Source organism: Treponema sp. B152 (assembly GCF_024181665.1).
Classification (GTDB): domain Bacteria; phylum Spirochaetota; class Spirochaetia; order Treponematales; family Treponemataceae; genus Treponema_B; species Treponema_B denticola.
Genome location: NZ_CP058668.1, coordinates 2,410,391 through 2,431,511 on the forward strand (window position 1 = coordinate 2,410,391; position 21,121 = coordinate 2,431,511).

The following is a 21,121-nucleotide window of genomic DNA, read 5'->3' on the forward strand; positions in this document are numbered from 1 at the left end:
AGGCCTTTTTTAATTTCTACCGCTTAATTTCAAAATGGCTGAAGCTCATGGTAAAGGATGCTCTTCCCTGTGTGGCTGAACGGAGGTCGGTGGAAAAACCGAACATCTTTGCCATGGGGGCTTGAGCGTGTACAATGTCGGTACTTGCCTTTGAATCCATGCTTGAGATTAAGCCTCCCCTCTGAGTGATTTGGCTCATGGCATCTCCGACGAATTCTTTGGGGCTCATAATGTCCACAGCCATCACGGGCTCCAAGAGCACGGGGTCTGCTGCACTGCAAGCATCATCAAAGCATTTTGCAGCGGCAGCTTCGTAGGCGAAGGGGGTTGCTGTAAGTTCATTGTATTTTACCGAAACAAGTTCTACCTCAATATCGGTACAAGGATAACCGACCTTGATACCGGAACTAAAGCAGCCTTCAATAGAACGCTTAACGGCTTCTAAAAGTTCTTCGGGGAGAGCATTGGTGCCGCCCGAACCGGACTTTTGGAAGGTCTTAACTTTTGAAATAAATCGGTTTCCGCTTCCTCTTTCAAGGGGTCGGACAGTAAGGGTAAGTTCAGCTTCATTGTCTTTTCCGCCCAGCTGCTTGCTGTATTTTTCGGTTTGAGTTTTTTCGGTAGTGATAGATTCCCTGTAAGTAACCTGCGGATTTCCGACTCTGGCTTCTACCTTAAAGTCATCCAACATTCGGCGGGTTAAAACATCTATATGAAGCTCTCCCATGCCGGAAATTATAAGCTGTCCCGTTTCGCTGTCTTCGCGGCTTGTAAAGGTCGGATCCTCCTTTGAAAGAATTTCCAAGACTTCTTTTAAGCGGTCGCTTTCCGATAAGCTTTTCGGTTCTACCGAAACGGAAATAACAGGTTCGGGGAATTGCATGGATTCAAGCAAGAGAGGCTGTCCCTCGGAGCCAAGGGTATCTCCTGTCTGAGAGACTTTTAAACCGATAAAAACGGCAATATCCCCGGCTTGAACGGAATCCATTTGTTCCGACTTATTTGAATGCATACGCAGGATTCTGTTTACGCGTTCTCTTTTCTTTTTTCCCGTATTAAAAACTTGATCACCGGATTTGATTTTACCCGAGTACATTCGGACATAGCAAAGGCTTCCTGCATCCTTATCATATTGAATTTTAAATACGAGGCCTAAGGGCGCTCCTTCTACCTTGCAGGGAACAGAAAGCTTTTCTTCCTTTTTTGGATTAAAGGCCTCTGCCGGAAGAACCTCATCGGGGGCGGGCAAAAAGTCTACGACTGCATCGATTAAGGGTTGAACTCCGATATTTTTTCGTGCAGATCCGCACAAAAACGGAATATAGCTTTGATTTAAAACCGCCTTTCTTATTTCTTTTTTGATAAGCTCTTCGGGGACATCTTTTCCTTCAAGGATGAGCTCGGTGATTTCGTCCGAGGCTGAAGAAATAGTATCGAGCATTTTTTCGCGCCATTCTTCCGCCAAGGCAAGGCGGTCTTGGGCTATTTCGGCATACTCGTATTTTTCACCCTCGGTTGCAGCATCCCAGTGAATTTCTTTCATTGCAATAAGATCGATGACGCCTTCAAAGCTCTCGCTTGCTCCGATAGGAATTTGAACGGGCATTACTTCAACGCCGAATTTTTCGTGTACGTCTTTTAAAACTGCAAAGAAGTCGGCTCCGATTCTGTCCATCTTGTTTACAAAGCAAATGCGGGGAACCTTGTACCGGTCTGCCTGATGCCAAACAGTTTCGGTCTGGGGCTGAACTCCTCCGACTGCACAGAGGACTGCAACGGCTCCGTCCAAGACACGCAAGGAGCGTTCTACCTCGGCCGTAAAGTCCACATGCCCGGGAGTGTCGATTATATTTATCTGAAAGTTTTTCCAATAAGTAGTGGTGGCTGCACTTTGGATAGTGATTCCCCTGTCCTGTTCTTGTGCCATCCAGTCCATGGTTGCTTGACCGTCATCTATTTCGCCTATCTTATGAATTTTTCCCGTATAAAACAAAATACGCTCGGTTGTGGTGGTTTTTCCCGCGTCTATATGAGCCATTATTCCTATGTTCCGCATCTTATCAAGCATTTTCACATTCTCCAAAATCTGATTTAAGCAAAAATAATAGCAAAAAATTCAAAAAAAAACAATCGGGGAACTGTTAGAAATTCAGCGGTATTAAATTTGCAAATATTTATTTCTCAAAAAGATTAATATGCGCCCCAACAGTTTTTTATTACCTTGACAATCAAAAAGAAATTGTATATACTAAAGAAAATAGCATTGCTATTTTTTAATGGGAGGGGCTTTTAAAGCTGATATGAGAAGAATATGAAAAACAAAAAAACTAACACATTACAGACCAAGGATTTTATTTCTATCGGCGTTTTCTCGCTTGTTTATTTTGCGGCTGCTTTTATCATCGGCGGTGTTGCGCAGATGACACCGGTTACGTTTCCGTTTATGCCGATGATTGTCGCATTGTTTGCGGGCAGTATTTTTATGCTATATACCGCAAAAATTCCAAAACGGGGTGCAATTTCGATTTTGGGGATTTTAGCAGGATTGTTGCTCTTTATTACCGGAATGTTTTGGATGATGTCGGTCTTTTTTATCATCTTCGGTTTTATTGCAGACAGTATTGCATCTTTCGGCGAGTTTAAATCTTTTAAGAAAAACCTTACGGCGTATTGTATTTTTGCGCTTGCACCGATGGGGGCGTATATACCGATGGCAGTAATGCCCGCTCAGTTTGATGCGTTTATGCGCAAAAAAGGAGACTTTTCATCTTTTGCCGAAGTCATTAACGCAATCGGTGCTAACCGATGGGTGGTTCCGGCAATGATAGCGGGAACGGTTGTGTGTGCAATAATCGGCGGAATGATTGGAAAAAAATTGCTGAAAAAACATTTTGAAAAAGCGGGAATTGTGTAAATGTTTTTGGATCCCCGCACCAAATTACTCATTCTTGCAATTACGAGTGTATCGGTTTTTTTGAATGAGAGTACGCTGATAGAAGGTGCTTTTACATTTATCCCCTTTTTGCTGCTCTTACAGGCAAAACATATTCGGCTTGCATTTAAAAGCGGCGCGGCCTTTATCATTTTGCTGGCACTGCCGATGATGCTAGTGCCGCACCTCCCGGTAACGGCAGGCGGCATTCTCTATATGTTTGCCGTATACATACGCAAACTCATTCCGTGTTTTATGCTCGGCAGCCTTCTCATCCGGACAACAAAGGTAAGTACCTTCTTGGCGGCAATCAGCCGTTTGCACCTGCCGAAAGGTTTTACGATAGCCTTATCGATTACGCTACGCTACTTTCCAACTATGTCGGAAGAATGGGGCTTTATCAAAGATGCGATGTCCTTGCGGGGCATATCGGCGTCTCCTGCAGGATTGCTTTTTCATCCGGTACGGACAATGGAATATGTGTATGTACCGATGCTTGTGTCAGCGTCAAAAATATCCGACGAGATAACACAGGCTGCTATTACTCGGGGAATAGATCATCTTGAACGGAGGAGCTGTCTTGAAAACATACGGTTCCGGATGAGGGATGCACTGCTCCTCCTTCTTTACTCGAGTCTTGTTGTGCTTATCATTTTTAATACTGTAAAAGGAGCGGTTCTTCCTTGATTACTTTACGGAATATTTCTTTTTCTTATAAGGGAACAAAAGAAAATAATTTGTATGATATATCTCTGCATATCCCGAAAGGGCAATGCGTGCTGCTCTGCGGCGGTTCAGGTTGCGGTAAAACAACATTGACTCGGTTAATTAACGGTTTAATTCCCCATTTTTTTGAAGGTGAATTTTCCGGAGAAGCAATTATAAATGGAATGAACAGTGCGGAAGCGGATATTGCGCAGCTTTCCGACAGCGTCGGTACGGTCTTTCAAAATCCAAGAACACAGTTTTTTAATACCGATACTGATAGTGAAATCGTATTCGGTTTGGAAAACCGAGGCCTTCCTCCGGAGCAATTACTGAGCCGCCTTGAAAAAGTTACCGAGGATTTACAGATACAAAACTTGCGCGAACGCAACATCTTTGAACTTTCCGGAGGAGAAAAACAAAAGATCGCGTTTGCTTCAGTGTATGCTGCAGCACCTGACATATTTGTATTGGATGAACCTTCGTCTAATATGGATTATCATTCTATCAAAGAACTGAGCGAACTGATTAAAAAAATCAAATTACAGGGAAAGACTATTGTCATTGCCGAACATCGGATATGGTATTTGATGGATATAGCTGACCGGGTGATTTTTATGGAAAATGGAAAGATTGCTCATGATATGGATATTAAAACATTTGTTGATCTTCCTGAAGTACAGATAAAAAGTATGAAATTGCGCTGTAGAAATCTTGCTGATATTAAAGCTGAGACTGTAAATGTATCTCCCGATGTAAGCGTATCTTTCGGCAGGCATACCTTTGCAGTAAAAGATCTTACCGTCAAATTGGGGCATACATCCGTCCTGCAAGATATTTCGTTTTCTACAACAGGAGGAGAGATTATTGCAATAACGGGAGAAAATGGAGCGGGGAAAACGACATTGGCGCGTACGCTATGCGGTCTTACACAAGAAGCAGTGGGAAGCATATCTTTTGACGGCAACCCCCTATCGAGAAAAATGCGGAAAGAGCGTTCATATATGGTGATGCAGGATGTCGGTCATCAGCTTTTTACGGACAGCGTATATGCTGAATGCCGATTAGGTATCAAAGATTTGCCGGATCCCGCTATCGATGAAGTGTTAACGGAACTCTCGCTTAACCGGCTAAAAGAGAGGCATCCGCTTTCCCTTTCCGGCGGGCAAAAGCAGCGGCTTGCAGTAGCGGTCAGTGTACTGTGCGGAAAGGACATCCTTATCTTTGATGAACCCACCAGCGGGCTTGATCTTAAAAGCATGCAAGAGGCAGGACGCATAATCAAGCGGCTGGCTGACGATAAAAAGACTGTTATCGTTATCACCCATGATATTGAGTTTATCAAAACAATCTGTTCGCGTGTACTGATTTTATCCGGCGGAAAGATTGTCAAAGAACTGTGCGGTGAAAAAAAGAATGAACTTGAAATGCAGCTGGAGACATTTTAACAACACGGAAATAATGGATTGAAATACAGTATATGCATTTGTAAGGGCGAGATAAAATGTTTTTTATTGCTTGAAAAACTTGATATCTTGGTATATCATATTAGTAGGTCTAATATGCGTTATGCTCACACGCTATTGGCGTGTTTTTTATAAGGAGGTTTTTGATGGTAGAAACGGCTCTTAAAAAAAAAGCGATGGATTATTTTGCAATGCTTGATAATGAACAGGCACGAATGGTTATTTCATACATGGAAACAATTGAATTTCCGGCTGAAAAAAGACAGCATAGTATTGCCGATCTAAAAGGTAAAATTCAGTTTGCCGATGGATATGATTATAAAGCAATGCGGAGTTCTCAATGATTTTAGTAGATACTTCTGTGTTGATCAATTTTTTTCGCGGCAGGAAAACTGTCGGTACCACATATTTTGAAAAATTGATTGAGGAAGAAAAACATTTTTGTATCAATGAATTTATTTATCAAGAAATTCTGCAAGGTGCAAAGGACGAAAAAGAATTTGCTATTTTGAAATCTTATTTAATTGATGTACCATTGTATTCGTTAAGATTAGGTATTCAATAATTTGAAAATGCAGCTTTGTTGAATTTCCGTTGCCGTAGAAAAGGTTTTACAATTCGTAGTACGGTAGATTTGCTGATTGCAGAAACAGCGATTGAAAATAATATTCCGCTTCTACACGATGATGATGATTTTGTAAAAATAGCTAAAATTATTACGGAGTTAAAGCTGGCCGTGTAGATAAATCCGCCTAACATCCGCTTCAACGCCGACAAACAGGACAAGCCGCAAATGCAGGTTAAGCGGATGTTAGAGCGACAACCCAGAGGCTTGATAAATAAAGATAAAACAAATGAATAAAACCAGAAAAACAGTCATAAAAAATAATAAAATTTCACATATTTCAGAATTTAATCTAGGCGGATTCTCGCAAAAGGTTTTAGTTGAAGGCAAACGTGATGATTTGCCGATATTAATAACGTTGCATGGAGGCCCGGGAACGCCGATTCCGCTTTGTGTGGGTTGTAGAGGAATGTTTCCTGAATTTACCGATAATTTTATTACGGTTTGTTGGGATCAGCTCGGTTGCGGAATCAATAACTATAAAATTGACGATAATTTCACAATAAACCGGTTTGTTCAGATGACCTGCGATTTAATTGATTCTATAAAAAAAGAATTTCCGAACAATAAATTATTTATTTTCAGTGCATCATGGGGAAGCATATTAAGTTTATCGGTCACTGAAAAAAAAGCAAAAGTGATTGATGGAGTTTTGGCGATAGGACAAATTGTAAAAAATATTTTCTACAACGAAGAAGTGTATAATGCATTAAAAGAAAGCGGCGTTTCGGAACGGATAATAAATAGGATAAAAAATACGGATATCGATAATATAAAAAGTAAAGATTTGCAATTAGTATCCTGTTTGCTGAGAAAAAAGACAAATGCGTACAATAATAAAAAATCAAAGCCCCTTGAAATCGGAAAAATTATTTTAGGTTTATTTCAATCGCCTGATTACACATTTAAAGATTTCAAAGCTATGTTTATAAACGGCTATAAAGATAATATTTCTTTGTGGAACGAAATTCTTCGTATTGATTTATCTGAGAAATTAAAGAATGTAAGCGTTCCGTATTATATTTTACAGGGAGAAACCGATATAGTTTCCCCTACAAAAATTATAAAGGAACTTTGTGAAAGTTCTGGTAATAAAAATTTACACTATAGAGTAGTAGGAAATTCAGGCCATTTGCCGAACAAAGAAATGATGGAAGAACTTTTTAAAGTTTTATTAAGTATAAAAAGGATATTCTCATTATAAAATTTTCTTAATACTGACTTAACAAATGCAACTTGACTATGTTGTACATATATGTTATTATATTTATATGAAAACATTACCGGTAGCTAAAGTAAGAATGAATTTTTCTGCACTTTTGAAAGAAGTAGAATTAGGTAACGAAATTGGTATTGCCTTTGGTCGAAAACAAGAAACGATAGCCGTGATTGTTCCAATTGAAGAGTATAAAAGAATCAAAGCGAGAAAGCTTGGCACATTAGAAGGAAAAGTAAAAGTTGAATTCAGTGAGGATTGGACAATAACAGATGAAGAGTTTATTAATGTATGAAAATCCTATTAGATACGCATTATTTATTATGGGCATTTATTGATACAAGCAAAATATCTAAATCAGTTTATAATAAATTATTAGCAGACGAAAATGAAATTTTTTATAGTCAAGCTAGTTTATGGGAAATATCAATAAAATATAATATGGGAAAATTATCCCTAAAAGGTATGAGTCCGGAAGAATTCTACAAAGAAGTAGAAAATAGTTTTCTTAAGTGTAGACCTTTTAAAAATGATGAATTAATTAGTTTTTATAACTTACCTATAGAGCACAAAGACCCATTTGATAGAATTATGATTTGGCAATCAATAAAGTCTGATTATTATTTTTTATCTGTTGATACACAGGTTATAAAGTATAAAAAATATGGCTTAAAAATATTATCCTAACACCCGCTTCAAATCTGACATTGCGGACGAGCCGCAAATGCAGGTTACGCGGATGTTAGGTGGACGCCTTTGGCGCTGGAGAGTATATCGAAAGAAAGGAGAAATACATAAATGTCTAGTCAATTCTTACGAAAACAAAAAGAAAAAAAACCAGTGCTAGCAATATGTTATGATTTTGATAAAACCTTATCACCTGATGATATGCAAGCTCAAGGCTTTATACAATCAGTAGGATATGAAGTTAAATCATTTTGGGAGAAATCAAATAAACTGGCTGGCGAAAATGAAATGGATCAAAACCTAGCCTATATGTATACAATGCTTCAAACTGCTGTTGGAAGGCAGTCAGTAACAAGAGAAGTATTAAGGGCGTATGGTGCAAAAGTAACCCTCTTTCCTGGTGTAGAAGATTGGTTTTCTAGAATACGAGAGTACGGAACTCAACGAGGCGTTATTATTGAACATTATGTAATTTCTTCTGGGTTAAAAGAAATGATTGAAGGAACATCGATTTCAAAAGAATTTGAAAAAATATATGCGAGTTCCTTTTACTTTGATGAGAGTGGGTTTGCGCGCTGGCCTGCGCAGGCAATTAATTATACAAATAAAACACAATTTCTATTTAGAATTGAAAAAGGTATTTTAGATATTAACGATCAGGGTGTGAATGATAGTTTCTCATCAGATAAAATTAGGGTACCGTTCCGAAATATAATCTACATTGGGGATAGCGATACTGATATTCCTTGTATGAAATTAGTTAATTCTTATGGAGGGCATTCAATTGGCGTATATAATGCTCAAACTATGGATAAAACTAAGGTTTATAAAATGATACAAGAAAATAGAATAAAGTATTTTACACCAGCTGATTATTCGGAAAATTCTGAATTAGATAAATTAATAAAAGCAATAATTGAACGAACTGTTTCTAATGAATTACTTGAATCTTATCATATAGATAATAAATTGGAACAAGTTGATAACTACAAAACAAATAATGAGAAAACGCTGGAACAAATAAAAGAAAAAACTAATGGTATTTTATCACTCGAAAGTAGTTTGAGTTTTGCAAATACTCATACAGTAATTAATTCCATTAAGCATATTAGCGATTGGTCAGATAAAGAGATAGAAATGTTACTAGAAATTGGAAGTAGAAACAGCCAAGTGCGTTATATACTAGGAGATCTTGATGTGAAAAACTTTTATAAACGGTTATTTGAATCGCCAAAGTGTAATAAAGAGACTGATATTGCGAAGGAAATAAACGAAATCATTAATCAGTAAGATTAAAAACAGCTAACACCCGCTTCAACGCTGACATTGCGGACAAGCCGCAAATGCAGGTTAAGCGAAAGTTACAAAAACGAAAGGAGAAAAAAAATGGAGTCGAAAAGAATAGGAGCATTTTTAATTGATTTTAATCAAAATGATAAATTAGTTAATCAACTCAATTTTATTATAGAAATAGATAAAGTTAAACATATTTTCCGGCAATCAAAATTATTTAATTCCGAAAGATTGGAAAATGATGCCGAACACTCTTGGACAATTTCAATCATGTGTATTTTGTTAAAAGAATATGCCAATTTTGAAGTTAATATTGAAAAAGTTATTTCAATGCTATTAATCCATGATATTGTTGAAATAGATGCCGGTGATACCTTTTTATATTCTTCACAAAGAGATGAATCTTATAATAATGAAAAAAAAGCTGCGGATAGAATCTTCGGTTTATTAGAACCGGATCAAAAAAAATATTTTTTAAGCTTATGGGAAGAATTTGAAGAAAGGAAAACGAATGAAGCAAAATTTGCTTCCGTATTTGATAGATTGGAACCGATAATTCAAAATTATATGTCTGAAGGTTATTCTTGGAAAAAAAATAACATAACATATGATATGGTAATAACTAAAAATATGCATATTAAAGACGGCTCGGAAAAAATATGGAATTTTGTCCTGCAATTATTGGAAAAAGCCGTCGAAAAAGGATATTTAATTAAATAACAGAAAATTTTACAGTTTTAGCGGTAGTCTGTACTTTTCAGTTCTTCCATTATTTGTTATATATGGGTAAAACTATCACACTGTACGCAATTAAATTGTATCCCATATGAGCAAGTATGCAAGAAAATATTGAGCCTGTATGAAAATAAAGTAAGCCTAAAATCACACCACAAATAAATGAAGGAACTATTTGGGCTATATTGAAATGGAGCATAGCAAAGAGTGCTGCAGATATAAGTAAGGCAACAATTTTTCCATAATTTATTGATAGACCCTCAAGCAGAAATCCTCTCATTAAGATTTCTTCAAGAATAGGTGCAAGTATGCAAAAATCAAGTAAACCGATAATTGGTGCAGCTCTTATTGATTGAATTGTTTGTTGATAATTTTCTCTGCTTGATGGAAAAAAACTTTCAAATATAGGATCTAATCCTTTATCTAAAAGGAAATAGAACAATATGGAACAGCCTATAGCTAATATTAATCCTTGAAAAGAAATATTCGTAAATAAATTAGGTCTGAAATTTGTTTTTCTCATTAGTAAAACAAGGAATATAGTCATACACAAAATAACAGTAATTATGTTCAAAACTCTGCTATGTTCAGGGGCTATCTTTCTCCATATCGAAACATCAAGAATAGTATACAAGATCATAAAGCCAAACCAAACAAGCACCCACAAAAAGCCTTTTCCTATAGATATCCCATTGTGCATAAAATAAGTTCCCTCCGTATAACTTTAACCTAAGTATTCGTTTCTTTTTATACCATAAATTCTCAATAATATCCACAGGAATACCCTATTTTTCACTATTTGCCTGCATTATATCATCCTAAATTCATTTTTTTCTACTATACATTGATAATAATACTCGATATTGATAATAATACTCGGTAAATTATTAAAAAAATAGCATTGCTATCTTGACAGTCAAAAAAGAATTATGTATACTAAATAAAATAGCAGTGCTATTTTATTTAGTAGGAGACAATAATGAAAAACTCTGAACATACAAATCAAAAAAATGCTTTGCAGTATTTATTGGAGCTTGCAAAACCGTGCAAGGGTCTTCTAATAAGTTCCGTGATTTTTTCGGTTTTGGGAGCAGCGGCTGGAATTGTTCCATATCTTGCCGTGTCCCGCCTTATCATTCGGATATGCGCACGGGATTATACCTTACAGGCAATTTTTGTAACGGCTCTTATCGCTCTTGGCGGGTATCTTGGACAGCTCTGTCTGTCTACACTTTCTACGATACGTTCTCACCGTGCGGCCTTTACCGTGCTGAAAAATATCCGTATGCAGCTGACAGCAAAGCTCTCCCGCGTTCCGATGGGCTTTATACTGGATACCCCATCCGGTAAATTCAAAACAATGCTGGTCGATACGGTCGAAAAGCTGGAATTACCACTTGCTCATATCATACCGGAACTGACGGCAAACCTGTTGATTCCTTTTTTAATGTTAGTCTATTTCTTTTATCTTGATTGGCGCTTAGCACTTACCGCTTTTGCAACCTTTCCGCTCGGTCTTATTTGTTATATGGGGATGATGAAGGACTACAAAAAACGGTATGCAAAAGTTCTTACAGCAAGTAAAAATACGGATGCCGCAACGGTTGAATACATCGGCGGCATTGAAGTGATAAAAGCCTTTAATCAAAGCACCGTATCATATCGGAAATATACTGAGGCGATAGCGGAAAGTGAGAATGCGAATGCGGAATGGTTTAAAAAGACCAATCCCTACTACGCTGCTGGAATTGCAATTGCTCCTTCCAGTTTATTAGGTGTGCTGCCGCTCGGCTGTCGGTTTTTCATACACGGGAGCATATCCGCCGGAAGTTTTATATCCTGTATCATCTTGTCGCTCGGTCTTATTGCACCGCTCATTCAGGCGCTACGTTACACGGACAGTCTTGCAATGGTAGATTCTACCGTAAAAGAAATTGCAAAACTGTTGGAAGCGGAAGAAATGAACCGTCCGAAAGAAGTTGTACCGCTTAAAGAAAATACTATTGCATTTTCGCATGTGTCTTTTTCATATAGCGATACGGAAGTTCTGCACGACATTTCATTTCAAGCGGTTCCGAATGGGATGACTGCATTTGTCGGTCCGTCGGGTTCGGGAAAATCTACCGTTGCCCGTTTAATCGCCTCGTTTTGGGAAGCGAGTACAGGCTCGGTTATGATAGGCGGCTGCGATGTACGGAACATTCCGCTTTCGCAAGTGATGGAACGTGTCGCTTATGTTTCACAGGATAATTATTTATTCCATTTGTCCATTCGGGAAAATATACGGATTGGGAAACCGGACGCGACGGATGCTGAGATAGAACAAGCTGCAAAGAAAGCAAGCTGTCACGATTTTATCAGCGCACTTCCTCAAGGGTATGATACGGTCGCAGGAGACGGAGGGAATAATCTTTCCGGCGGCGAGAAGCAGCGCATTGCAATCGCGCGCGCAATACTAAAAGACAGCCCCATCATTGTGCTGGATGAAGCGACAGCTTTTACCGACCCCGAAAATGAAGCGGTTATTCAGCGTTCCATCGGAGAACTGGTCGCAGGAAAAACATTGATAGTCATTGCGCATCGGCTTTCGACTATCACGATGGCGGATAAGATTATCGTTATGAATCACGGAAGAATTGAAGCAGAGGGTGAGCATCAATCGCTTTTGGAATCGTGCGAACTGTATCGCACACTTTGGAATGCGCACATCAGCGTAAGCGACAAAAAGGAGGAGGCTGTATGATTAATATGTTTAAACGATTGTTGAATTTTTCAGGTGCGGAAAAAAGAAGATTGATACTCTCTTTTATTTTTCATATCGGTAATTCGTTTTTTGAGATGCTTCCCATTATGGCAATCTTGACTGTTCTCTCCGGAATCCTTTCCGCCATTTCAGGAAATGGGATGCCGTACAAAACGATTTGGGTATCTCTCGGAATTATGCTGCTCAGTGTTGTAGGGAAAATCGTTTTTATCAATATAGCTTCCATAAATAGAACATTGGGAAGTTTTGCTATGTGCAGCGAGTGGCGGATGAACCTCGGTGAAAAATTAAAGCGTGCACCGATGGGGTATTTTAGTGAGCATCGTTTAGGAGATATTACCGCTGCGGTTACCACCACACTCGGCGATCTTGAAACAAGTGCGGTAACGGTGCTGGAGGCGGTTGCAGGCGGATTTATTCACGCCTTTGTTATCAATGTATGGTTGTTGGTTTATGAATGGAGAATCGGATTGCTGATGCTCGCAGGTCTTTTAATCTCGTTCTTTATTTATGCAAAAACACAAGCCGCGGGAAAAAAATATTCGCCGCGCAGGCAGGCAGCGCAGGCACAACTGGTAACCGGCATTTTGGAATACATTCAAGGGATGACAGTGGTAAAAGCATTCGGACTCGGCGAACAATCCGGTAAAACGGTTGATGCAGCAATCAGTGAAAGTGCAGCGGCAAATATCATTTTGGAAAAAATTTTTTCCGAACTCGCGGCTGCTTTTCAGACAGTATTCAAAGTGGTTAGAGCTGCGATGCTGATTACGGTTCCATATCTTTTAATGCATGGAAACATAACACCGGAAAAGTGTTTGTTGCTGACTGTTGCAAGTTTTATGATTTATGCAACTGTGGAGCTTGCCGGAAGTACGGCAGCTGTTGCACGGGTAGTTGATGCCTCTCTTGACCGGTTGGAAGAAATATCGGATATGCCGCTGTTGGACGAAAACGGTACGGATCATATTCCGAATAATTATGACATTACGGTTCGGAATATTTCTTTTTCTTACGATAGGGATGACACAAAAGAAGTGATACGTAATGCCGATTTTACGGTGCCGCAGAAAACAAGCTGCGCGATTGTCGGGCCGTCAGGTTCGGGAAAAACAACACTGTGTAATTTAATTGCTCGCTTTTGGGATGTCGACGATGGTGAAATTTTACTTGGAGGTATCAACGTTAAAGATTACACATGCGATAGTCTTTTAAAAAATTTTTCTATTGTGTTTCAGCACGTATACCTGTTTGAAGATACGATAGAAAACAATATCCGTTTCGGTAAGCCGGATGCAACGATGGACGAAGTGATTGCCGCAGCAAAAAAGGCCTGCTGTCATGATTTTATCACTGCAATGCCGGACGGCTATCAAACTAAAATCGGCGAAAACGGAGCAACATTGTCGGGAGGAGAAAAACAGCGTATCTCCATCGCGCGGGCAATTCTCAAGGATGCGCCTGTTGTTATTTTAGACGAAGCGACTGCCAGTGTCGATCCTGAAAATGAACACGAGCTACAAAAAGCCATAGAGGAGCTGACTAAAAATAAAACGCTCTTGATGATTGCGCACCGTTTAAATACGGTACGCAAAGCGGATCAAATTATTGTACTTGATGAAGGACGCATTGTGCAGCGGGGTACTCATGCCGAACTTATGCAGCAGGATGGGCTATACCGGAGATTCGTCGATATCCGCGAAGAAGCAATCGGATGGAAGATTGATCGGAGAAATGTATGAAATATAAAAGATTTTATTCACGCAGAGGGTTTGTCAGTTCAGGGAAATTAACGCCGCACATATTAGATCATATAGACACAACCTATAAGGAAAAAATGCAACTGCTTATTCAAGAACTCGATCGCGGAGCATGGACAAAAAAACAAAAGGAGCGGCAAAAGAGCAGTATCATATCAAACATAGCGCTTTATAAAACTTTTATCGACAATGGAATTCCTGCGCAAGAGGCAAAGGAACTGGTAAAAGAATATTCTTTTTATATTGCAGGAAAAGCTCACCGTATTTTGAACGCATTGTTCCATATTCCCGGCTTTTTTAAACTGTTCCGTTTTTTTATGAGAAAGGGAATGACCGGTGAAGAAATTTGGATAAGTAAAACTTTAGCCGACAATGCGAATGAGTATTCTACGGATGTTTTAAAATGTCTTTGGTTTGATACCTGTACCTATTTTAACTGTCCTGAAATCTGTGAGATATTTTGTTTATGCGATCATATCGTCTTCGGAAATATAAAAAAATTGCAATTCGACAGAAGCGAAACCTTAGGAATGGGCGGCAACAAATGCGACTTTTGTTTTCATTCTAAGACAAAGTCCGTGAAGAGGTTTTAAACTCATGGCCTAAACCACGGCGGACTAGACATTCAAAGCCCTATAGACAGGATGTGATTTATAATATCTACTTGTATGAGAAAATAAAACTTTTATCTGTGGATTTTAAAACTTATTAAGGAAATCAACTAGTTATAAGTCCTTCGGATGGTCGTGGTAACTATTATAATTATTTGTGAAGAAAATAAAACTATAGTTTTTATGTTTTAATATTGTTATGTAATAGTATAAAAATAAAGTTTATTTGTAGTATTAGGTTTATTGTTAAAAGATTGAAAAAGTGATATATTATTTATAGTATGATATTCGATTGGAATAATGAAAAAAATATGATGCTTAAAAGAGATAGAAATATATCGTTTGAGCGGATTATTGTGGCAATTGAGCAAGATAATTTATTGGATATTTTAGAGCATCCAAATAAAGAAAAATATCCAAATCAACTTTTGCTTCTTGTAGAAATTGATAGATATGTATATGTAGTTCCTTGTGTACTTGAAAATGATGTTTGTTTTTTGAAAACTATTTTTCCAAGTAGAAAATATACGTCGAAATATTTTGATTGGAAAGGAGAAGAAAATGAATAGTGAAAAAGAGTTGTATGAATCTATAGAAAATGATGAATGGAAATCGGTAAAAAATTTTTATGATCTTAGTAATGATTTTAAAAAAGCGGCTGAAAGTATGCTTATGAAAAGCGAGAAGATAGATATAATGCTTGTCAAGCAAGATATGAATAATCTAAAGGCCAAAGCTTTTGAAGAAGGTATGGACTATGAAGTTTTTGCAGGAAGTATTTTACATAAATATTTAACCGGAAAGCTGATAGAAAGATAAATAATTCAATGCGTCTAACACCCGCTTCAGCTCTGACAAACGGGACTATGCCCGTTTGCAGGTTAAGCGAATGTTAGGTTGACCAGCCTAAAGGCAGGCAGGTGCAGAACCGACCTATAATGTTTTCTTCGATTGAAAAATATTGTTAGGAAGCCAAGTATTATAAAGCAGCAGAATAACTATATAAAATATTATTTTCTAAAATAAAAATATATATATTGAAAATATTGCAAAAAGTATGTATAATATACTGTGACATTTGAATGAGATAAGAATAAGAATAAAAATATAAGAAAACATAATATTTCATTTGAAGAAGCTCAGGAAGCTTTTTGATAAAAATAGAGTTATATTATATGATGAAAGACATTCGGATAAAGAGAAAAGATATTTTTGTCTTGGTAAAGTTGAAGATAAAATATTGACGGTACGTTTTACCTTGCGTAATGAGAATATTAGGATAATAGGTGCCGGATATTGGAGAGAAGGAAAAAGAAAATATGAAGAAGAAAACAGAATACAGTGATGCTCCTAAACAAGTAGCTGAATCAATATCATTATCGGAAAGGATAGATGATTTTCTACCACCACCTGACAGATTAATAAGAAAATCTGAAAAAGTAAAAATTACGATAACGCTTGACTGTGAAAGTGTTGCATTTTTTAAAGCTTCGGCAAAGAAAAATAATGTAAAATATCAAACAATGATAAATGAAATATTAAGCAAGTACGCTGAAAGATATAAGTACACAATTTGATAATTATAAAATCTAACACCGCGTCAACGCTGAAAATATTTATTTAAAATGTATGAGAGGAATGATATGAGTTATTTTATGGAGAGTGAGAGAATAAAACTTCGTCCGGTCCAAAAAGATGATCTTAAAAAATTGGCTGAGTTAATGTCCGATAGAGAAATAGGAGTATTAAGCGGAGAAGTATATCCAATAACTGAAAGAGAAATGGATAACTTTTATGATCGATGTCAAAAAACAGATGACAGGATCTGGTTTGTAATTATTGATAAGGAAACAAATTCAATAATTGGAGAAACCGGTTTCCTAAGAATTTTTATGCCATGGAGAACGGCAGATTATTCGCTAATGATTTGGAATAGAAATTATTGGGCTAAAGGTTATGGAAAAGAAACTGCGAACTTAATGCTTGAATATGGTTTTAATAGCTTAAATTTCCACAGAATAGCAATTGGAGTTGTGGGAAGTAACGAAAGAGGATTAAGGTTCTGGAAAAGTATAGGATTCAAAGAAGAGGGTAAGCAAAAGGATGGATTCTTCAATAATGGCGAATATTCGGATTTTATAATGATGTATTTGCTAGATGAAGAGTACAGAGTTACTCGAAACAATAATAAAACCTAACACCCGCTTCAACGCTGACATTGCGGACAAGCCGCAAAATAGTTTAAGTAGTTGTTAAACGAATATGTCGCCGACGTACTAATTTTTAGGAGGAAAAAGTGAAAAAAATAATCTTATTTTTATTGTTAATATTTACTACAATTCCAGGTTTTACTTATGAGTATAGAGAAATTCTTTTTGGAAATAATTATGAAAATATCACAGAATGTACGGATGACGAAATATTAAAATATTTTAAAAGTCAAAAAAGCATACAAGATGAGGATTATGGAGATAAATATGTACGTCTTTTTGAAGAAAATTATGAAAATGGAACTATCTATCGGCTTTTAACAAGTTATGAAACTTTGAATGATGAAAATCTTTCAAAAATATATGAAAATAAAATGAGACTTAGACAATGGGTTTATATAAAAGTTAATGGGGTTTTCCATGAAATATCATATGGATATATTTATATACGGAATTCAGGTGATGGCACGGTAACGAGCTGGAATGAAGATAATTACGGCAATGTATCGGTTATAGAACGAAATAATAACATCATAGGAATTCTGGAGTTCAACAGCGCTAAGCGTGTAATATCTCATTCTGCCGATTCGGATGATGGTGAAAGCTGGGAAACAACAGAACGTTCTACTTCCGCAAATTTTAAATATTGGAAAGATTTACAAAATGAATCTTTTTATAAAAACTGGTTGGGAGATGAATGTTTGCATTTAATAAGGAAAGATGTAGAAATTCCTGTAATTAATATCGATTATTCATATCCTCTTATTGATAAAGTTCGTCCGTTTAAATATACAATTCAAAATGCTTTTGATGGTAATCCATCAACAAGTTATGTAGAAGACACGGAGGATAGCACAATAAAAATTTCATTATATTCAAAAAATCTTAATTCAAACTGCATAAAAATGAAAATCATAAATGGATATGCTCAAAATGAAATGCTTTATAAAAATAATAATCGGATAAAAGTCATTGATTCATTTAATGAAAAATCTACGGCAGTTACCTTAAAAGATAAAAATCTTGAACCGCAAATTATAAATTGGATTGATTATGGTTTTTATGTAAAGGAATTTTATAAAGGGAAAAAATATAATGATACATGTATTGCCGAATTAGATTTTCAATCAGAAAATGGAAATTGGATATTTGAAAAATAATCGTCTAACACCACTCTTAGAGTAGTGTTAGAAAAGGAATAATTTTCAAAATCTATGATCCAGCCTTTATAAAGCTTTTATGCGTTTATAATATTTTTCCCAAAAAAATCGATTGCATTTTTAAAATCGTCTTCGTTAGGTCGGCCTTTGTTTAAACCGCCGATAAGTTTTAAAGGACCGAAGGTGTCAAAGCCTTTGCAGCCGAATATGCCCATACAGATTTTTCCGCTTTGTTCGGTTTTTTTGCGCAAAGTTTTTTCAAAACCGGCATTGACCGCGCCGGCGGTGTAAATAAAAAACAGCTTTTGTACACTGCCCACAAGCGCTTGTTCAAATAACTTATCGACCGGTTTTGCAAATTTAAGGTAAAAAATTCCTGAAGCAAAACCGATTGCTTCATAGCGATTAAAATCATCAGGATTAAAATCACCGGCCTTTATCAAAACCGTTTCAGGAAACTTTTCCTTTATTTTGTTCAGTACCTTTTCGGTATTTCCATGATGTGTTGAACTGTACACAATACATACGTTACTCATAGCAGATCTCCTTTATTATTTATATAGCCGTATTTTTTAGGATATATGGCCGATATATCTTCTTCAAAAACAATATTTCCATCGTTTAATCTTTTTTGTGCAACCGTTCGGTATGCAAAATCGATTGCGTTGCAGCCGCAGTTATAAAAACACTCTCCGCATAATATACAATTTTTTTGATTTTTTATCGATACCCTACCGTCTGTAAATATAAAATTGTTAATGGGGCACACTGAAATACATTTTTTGCATGCACTGCACTTTTCCCGTATAATCGATACGGTTTTAAACTTTCCGTGTATTTTTTCCTGCGAAAGGAGCTTCAGCATAAAGCGCATTGGACCTTTGGTATAGGCAAAAGAAGCACTATTGTCTTTTATGTGTTCTTTATGTGAACACAGAGCAAACACTTTATTTACTGCCGTTTCTATTAAACCCTCTTCCATATCGCCGGGTTTGTTCTCCAGTATTTTGGTATGGAAAAATCTGCTAAGTGTATGAAACGAAGCAAGTTTGATTCCTAAAACCGGTACATATTTTTTCTTCTTTAATGCCCTTCCCATTTCTTCCAATGCGATAAACGAATGTGCTCCTCCATAAGTAATAAACGGAACTGCAATTTTTAAACATTGTTGATCCGGCAAAGGCAGAGCTTCGATGATACTCAGTATGTGGCTTTCAGCGTGTCCTGCGTATACCGGCGCTCCTACAAAAAGTACATCGAAATCTTGTAAGCGTTCTTCCAAGATTTTTTGCCTTTCGGATCTTGAGGCAAACAACAGGCTGTCATCTTTTGTAATATTTATGATATCAGCCGCGCCGCCTTTATCTTTAATTTTTTTCTGAATCATATGTGCAGCAACCAATGTATGTCCTGACGGACTGAATACTATGATAACAGCTTTCATAATAAAACCTCCTTAAAATAAACCCTCCTGTGTACTTAAATCGGGGATGTTGTTGTCTACCAATTCCGCCAAACGTGCAATCGCATCGAACTCTTTTTTTGAAAGAGAACTCAAATATGCTGCAAGTTTCTCGTTAAAACCGGCATGGAATTTTTCGTGATTGTTATATGCAACGGTTCCTTCTTTTGTCAGCTTAAAATAAACGGTTTTTTTGTTATCCGCTTTTTTATATTTTTCTATCAATTTTTTCTTTAGCAGCTTATCTGCAACTTGTGTTACGGCACCGTTTGTAATGCCGAGTTTTTCCGAAAGCTCGGAAGCGCTGTATCCACCGTCTAAACCTATTGCTTCTATAAAATGAATTTCGCTTTGGTACAATTTATGCTGCGTACCGAAAGTTCTGGGTTTTTTATCATTGGCGTTTACTTTGTACTGAATTTTTGCCGTCCGTCGTATAAGGCTTTCTACATCATTCATTGGCATATCCTTTTTATTTTAGTTGCTAAAATAAATATACATCAAAATACTTTTTTTGTCAATATGTTTTAGCATCTAAAATATATTAATATAAGTCTATAATTGCAAAGACATCATTTTCCTTAAATATTAAAAAAATAACACCGCTATCTTGACAATCAAAAAGAAATTATATATACTAAAAATAACATTGCTATTTTTTATTAAACCGCGCAATATTGTGCTTTGCCGGAATCCGTAAATAAACAATCAGAGGAAAAAAATGGATATAAAAGATTTAATGAAAAAATGGTCTGAACAGGCAGAAAATATGCGGATGTTTCACATGCAGGAATTAAAAGAAAACGGGAGTGAATGGAAAAAACTGCTTCAGGAAAATCTCAAGGACTGCAAGGGAAAGAAAGCTTTGGATGCGGGGTGCGGTACAGGCTTTTTAGCCATTTTACTTGCACAAGACGGCTGGGAAGTTACCGCCATAGACAGCAGCGAGGCGATGCTTGAAGAAGGAAAAAAAACAGCGGAAGAATTGGGGCTTTCTGACAAAATCACCTTTTTGCTTAAAGATGCTCATTCAACGGATTTTCCTGAACGTTTATTTGATGCTGTGGTTTCCAGACATGCTTCATGGCTATTCACTGCGCCGGAAACCGTATACAAAGAATGGAAAAGAATACTAAAGCCCGAAGGAATCATGCTGAACATTGACGCTAATTGGCTTAAACCGATGTGGAATACAGATGAGTTTGAAAAATTTAAATCATGCGAAGCGGAGCTTGTTAAGCAATGCGGCGAATTCAGAGATTATTATCATGATGAACAGATTATAAACATTCTGAAAAAATTTCCGCTTGCCTACATAAATCGTCCTGAATGGGATGAAAAAATGCTGAAAAAAATCGGCTTTAAGGAAATTGCGAGCAGGCTTCTTTCCAAAGAGAAATATATGGATGCTTTTCAAGCGGCGAGATATAAAACCATACCTATGTTCGTGATAAAAGCAAAAAACATAGAATAAACAGAAAAAGAGGAGATTCAA

The 21,121-nt window shown here is 36.9% G+C and carries 24 protein-coding genes and 1 pseudogene; 20 read left to right on the forward strand and 5 right to left on the reverse strand.

Going from position 1 to position 21,121, the window contains the following annotated elements; all coding sequences use genetic code 11:
- Window positions 1-16: 16 nt before the first annotated feature.
- The gene (gene fusA, locus HYB91_RS11305; RefSeq protein ID WP_002676632.1) at window positions 17-2,068 is read right to left on the reverse strand and encodes an elongation factor G; all 2,052 of its coding nucleotides are present in this window, start codon (window positions 2,066-2,068) and stop codon (window positions 17-19) included.
- Between the two features lie 243 nt (window positions 2,069-2,311).
- Here fusA and HYB91_RS11310 point away from each other — a divergent pair, with 243 nt between their 5' ends.
- The 10 genes and pseudogenes from HYB91_RS11310 (at window position 2,312) to HYB91_RS11355 (ending at window position 9,644) form a co-directional block, all read left to right on the forward strand.
- Window positions 2,312-2,914: an MptD family putative ECF transporter S component gene (locus tag HYB91_RS11310; protein ID WP_002676631.1), complete on the forward strand. Its 603-nt coding sequence runs from the start codon at window positions 2,312-2,314 to the stop codon at window positions 2,912-2,914.
- Entirely contained in the window at window positions 2,915-3,619 is a 705-nt protein-coding gene (locus HYB91_RS11315; protein WP_002676629.1) for an energy-coupling factor transporter transmembrane component T family protein, read from the forward strand.
- Window positions 3,616-5,085 carry an ABC transporter ATP-binding protein gene (locus tag HYB91_RS11320; protein WP_002676628.1) on the forward strand — a complete coding sequence of 490 codons (1,470 nt, stop codon included), beginning with the start codon at window positions 3,616-3,618 and terminating at the stop codon, window positions 5,083-5,085. The genes HYB91_RS11315 and HYB91_RS11320 overlap by 4 nt, the downstream gene beginning before the upstream one ends.
- A 164-nt stretch (window positions 5,086-5,249) precedes the next feature.
- A complete protein-coding gene (locus tag HYB91_RS11325; RefSeq protein WP_002676626.1) occupies window positions 5,250-5,447 on the forward strand; it encodes a hypothetical protein in 198 nt (65 codons plus the stop codon).
- A pseudogene (locus HYB91_RS11330) lies at window positions 5,444-5,845 on the forward strand (PIN domain nuclease). Before HYB91_RS11325 ends, HYB91_RS11330 begins: the two are co-directional and overlap by 4 nt.
- Before the next feature lie 112 nt (window positions 5,846-5,957).
- The gene (locus HYB91_RS11335) at window positions 5,958-6,932 is read left to right on the forward strand and encodes an alpha/beta fold hydrolase (RefSeq protein ID WP_002676624.1); all 975 of its coding nucleotides are present in this window, start codon (window positions 5,958-5,960) and stop codon (window positions 6,930-6,932) included.
- A gap of 67 nt (window positions 6,933-6,999) precedes the next feature.
- Window positions 7,000-7,239 carry a type II toxin-antitoxin system Phd/YefM family antitoxin gene (locus HYB91_RS11340; protein WP_038125541.1) on the forward strand — a complete coding sequence of 80 codons (240 nt, stop codon included), beginning with the start codon at window positions 7,000-7,002 and terminating at the stop codon, window positions 7,237-7,239.
- Window positions 7,236-7,631, forward strand: coding sequence for a type II toxin-antitoxin system VapC family toxin (locus HYB91_RS11345; protein ID WP_002672691.1), 396 nt, complete (start codon window positions 7,236-7,238; stop codon window positions 7,629-7,631). The genes HYB91_RS11340 and HYB91_RS11345 overlap by 4 nt, the downstream gene beginning before the upstream one ends.
- Before the next feature lie 111 nt (window positions 7,632-7,742).
- Window positions 7,743-8,921 carry an HAD family hydrolase gene (locus HYB91_RS11350; protein WP_002676622.1) on the forward strand — a complete coding sequence of 393 codons (1,179 nt, stop codon included), beginning with the start codon at window positions 7,743-7,745 and terminating at the stop codon, window positions 8,919-8,921.
- A gap of 96 nt (window positions 8,922-9,017) precedes the next feature.
- Window positions 9,018-9,644, forward strand: coding sequence for an HD domain-containing protein (locus tag HYB91_RS11355; RefSeq protein WP_002676621.1), 627 nt, complete (start codon window positions 9,018-9,020; stop codon window positions 9,642-9,644).
- Between the two features lie 49 nt (window positions 9,645-9,693).
- On the opposite strand, the gene HYB91_RS11360 is transcribed toward HYB91_RS11355, so the two are convergent.
- Complete coding sequence (locus HYB91_RS11360) at window positions 9,694-10,359, reverse strand: CPBP family intramembrane glutamic endopeptidase (RefSeq protein ID WP_002676620.1); 666 nt, start codon at window positions 10,357-10,359, stop codon at window positions 9,694-9,696.
- A gap of 279 nt (window positions 10,360-10,638) precedes the next feature.
- Between HYB91_RS11360 and HYB91_RS11365 the strand changes: the two genes are divergently transcribed.
- The 9 genes from HYB91_RS11365 (at window position 10,639) to HYB91_RS11405 (ending at window position 18,164) form a co-directional block, all read left to right on the forward strand.
- Window positions 10,639-12,402, forward strand: coding sequence for an ABC transporter ATP-binding protein (locus HYB91_RS11365; protein ID WP_253719533.1), 1,764 nt, complete (start codon window positions 10,639-10,641; stop codon window positions 12,400-12,402).
- Complete coding sequence (locus tag HYB91_RS11370) at window positions 12,399-14,165, forward strand: ABC transporter ATP-binding protein (protein ID WP_253719534.1); 1,767 nt, start codon at window positions 12,399-12,401, stop codon at window positions 14,163-14,165. The genes HYB91_RS11365 and HYB91_RS11370 overlap by 4 nt, the downstream gene beginning before the upstream one ends.
- Window positions 14,162-14,776, forward strand: a complete 615-nt coding sequence (locus HYB91_RS11375; protein WP_253719535.1) for an L-2-amino-thiazoline-4-carboxylic acid hydrolase — start codon at window positions 14,162-14,164, stop codon at window positions 14,774-14,776. Before HYB91_RS11370 ends, HYB91_RS11375 begins: the two co-directional genes overlap by 4 nt.
- A 299-nt stretch (window positions 14,777-15,075) precedes the next feature.
- The gene (locus HYB91_RS11380; protein ID WP_002666388.1) at window positions 15,076-15,363 is read left to right on the forward strand and encodes a hypothetical protein; all 288 of its coding nucleotides are present in this window, start codon (window positions 15,076-15,078) and stop codon (window positions 15,361-15,363) included.
- Window positions 15,356-15,613 carry a hypothetical protein gene (locus HYB91_RS11385; protein WP_002688983.1) on the forward strand — a complete coding sequence of 86 codons (258 nt, stop codon included), beginning with the start codon at window positions 15,356-15,358 and terminating at the stop codon, window positions 15,611-15,613. The genes HYB91_RS11380 and HYB91_RS11385 overlap by 8 nt, the downstream gene beginning before the upstream one ends.
- Window positions 15,614-15,923: 310 nt before the next feature.
- A complete protein-coding gene (locus HYB91_RS11390; protein WP_252507686.1) occupies window positions 15,924-16,139 on the forward strand; it encodes a BrnT family toxin in 216 nt (71 codons plus the stop codon).
- The gene (locus tag HYB91_RS11395; RefSeq protein WP_002676616.1) at window positions 16,081-16,371 is read left to right on the forward strand and encodes a BrnA antitoxin family protein; all 291 of its coding nucleotides are present in this window, start codon (window positions 16,081-16,083) and stop codon (window positions 16,369-16,371) included. Before HYB91_RS11390 ends, HYB91_RS11395 begins: the two co-directional genes overlap by 59 nt.
- A 66-nt stretch (window positions 16,372-16,437) precedes the next feature.
- Window positions 16,438-16,992 (forward strand): GNAT family N-acetyltransferase, encoded by a 555-nt coding sequence (locus HYB91_RS11400; protein WP_002676615.1) that lies wholly within the window; start codon window positions 16,438-16,440, stop codon window positions 16,990-16,992.
- 98 nt (window positions 16,993-17,090) lie between these two features.
- Entirely contained in the window at window positions 17,091-18,164 is a 1,074-nt protein-coding gene (locus HYB91_RS11405; RefSeq protein ID WP_002676614.1) for an NADase-type glycan-binding domain-containing protein, read from the forward strand.
- A gap of 77 nt (window positions 18,165-18,241) precedes the next feature.
- Here HYB91_RS11405 and HYB91_RS11410 read toward each other — a convergent pair whose 3' ends face one another.
- The 3 genes from HYB91_RS11410 to HYB91_RS11420 are packed head-to-tail and all read right to left on the reverse strand — an operon-like array spanning window position 18,242 to window position 20,085.
- Complete coding sequence (locus tag HYB91_RS11410; protein ID WP_002666402.1) at window positions 18,242-18,700, reverse strand: flavodoxin family protein; 459 nt, start codon at window positions 18,698-18,700, stop codon at window positions 18,242-18,244.
- Complete coding sequence (locus tag HYB91_RS11415) at window positions 18,697-19,608, reverse strand: 4Fe-4S dicluster domain-containing protein (RefSeq protein ID WP_002676613.1); 912 nt, start codon at window positions 19,606-19,608, stop codon at window positions 18,697-18,699. The genes HYB91_RS11410 and HYB91_RS11415 overlap by 4 nt, the downstream gene beginning before the upstream one ends.
- Before the next feature lie 12 nt (window positions 19,609-19,620).
- Window positions 19,621-20,085, reverse strand: a complete 465-nt coding sequence (locus HYB91_RS11420; protein ID WP_002676612.1) for a MarR family transcriptional regulator — start codon at window positions 20,083-20,085, stop codon at window positions 19,621-19,623.
- 262 nt (window positions 20,086-20,347) lie between these two features.
- Between HYB91_RS11420 and HYB91_RS11425 the strand changes: the two genes are divergently transcribed.
- A complete protein-coding gene (locus HYB91_RS11425; RefSeq protein WP_253719536.1) occupies window positions 20,348-21,100 on the forward strand; it encodes a class I SAM-dependent methyltransferase in 753 nt (250 codons plus the stop codon).
- Window positions 21,101-21,121 lie beyond the last annotated feature (21 nt).

Bases quoted from the DNA above. Each gene is read 5' to 3' on its own strand.
- HYB91_RS11425 (WP_253719536.1), top strand. From the start codon at position 20,348: ATGGATATAAAAGATTTAATGAAAAAATGGTCTGAACAGGCAGAAAAT.
- HYB91_RS11355 (WP_002676621.1), top strand. From the start codon at position 9,018: ATGGAGTCGAAAAGAATAGGAGCATTTTTAATTGATTTTAATCAAAAT.
- HYB91_RS11335 (WP_002676624.1), top strand. From the start codon at position 5,958: ATGAATAAAACCAGAAAAACAGTCATAAAAAATAATAAAATTTCACAT.
- HYB91_RS11360 (WP_002676620.1), bottom strand. From the start codon at position 10,359: ATGCACAATGGGATATCTATAGGAAAAGGCTTTTTGTGGGTGCTTGTT.
- HYB91_RS11365 (WP_253719533.1), top strand. From the start codon at position 10,639: ATGAAAAACTCTGAACATACAAATCAAAAAAATGCTTTGCAGTATTTA.
- HYB91_RS11370 (WP_253719534.1), top strand. From the start codon at position 12,399: ATGATTAATATGTTTAAACGATTGTTGAATTTTTCAGGTGCGGAAAAA.
- HYB91_RS11385 (WP_002688983.1), top strand. From the start codon at position 15,356: ATGAATAGTGAAAAAGAGTTGTATGAATCTATAGAAAATGATGAATGG.
- HYB91_RS11340 (WP_038125541.1), top strand. From the start codon at position 7,000: ATGAAAACATTACCGGTAGCTAAAGTAAGAATGAATTTTTCTGCACTT.
- HYB91_RS11350 (WP_002676622.1), top strand. From the start codon at position 7,743: ATGTCTAGTCAATTCTTACGAAAACAAAAAGAAAAAAAACCAGTGCTA.
- HYB91_RS11325 (WP_002676626.1), top strand. From the start codon at position 5,250: ATGGTAGAAACGGCTCTTAAAAAAAAAGCGATGGATTATTTTGCAATG.
- HYB91_RS11410 (WP_002666402.1), bottom strand. From the start codon at position 18,700: ATGAGTAACGTATGTATTGTGTACAGTTCAACACATCATGGAAATACC.
- fusA (WP_002676632.1), bottom strand. From the start codon at position 2,068: ATGCTTGATAAGATGCGGAACATAGGAATAATGGCTCATATAGACGCG.
- HYB91_RS11415 (WP_002676613.1), bottom strand. From the start codon at position 19,608: ATGAAAGCTGTTATCATAGTATTCAGTCCGTCAGGACATACATTGGTT.
- HYB91_RS11375 (WP_253719535.1), top strand. From the start codon at position 14,162: ATGAAATATAAAAGATTTTATTCACGCAGAGGGTTTGTCAGTTCAGGG.
- HYB91_RS11380 (WP_002666388.1), top strand. From the start codon at position 15,076: ATGATATTCGATTGGAATAATGAAAAAAATATGATGCTTAAAAGAGAT.
- HYB91_RS11310 (WP_002676631.1), top strand. From the start codon at position 2,312: ATGAAAAACAAAAAAACTAACACATTACAGACCAAGGATTTTATTTCT.
- HYB91_RS11315 (WP_002676629.1), top strand. From the start codon at position 2,915: ATGTTTTTGGATCCCCGCACCAAATTACTCATTCTTGCAATTACGAGT.
- HYB91_RS11345 (WP_002672691.1), top strand. From the start codon at position 7,236: ATGAAAATCCTATTAGATACGCATTATTTATTATGGGCATTTATTGAT.
- HYB91_RS11400 (WP_002676615.1), top strand. From the start codon at position 16,438: ATGAGTTATTTTATGGAGAGTGAGAGAATAAAACTTCGTCCGGTCCAA.
- HYB91_RS11420 (WP_002676612.1), bottom strand. From the start codon at position 20,085: ATGAATGATGTAGAAAGCCTTATACGACGGACGGCAAAAATTCAGTAC.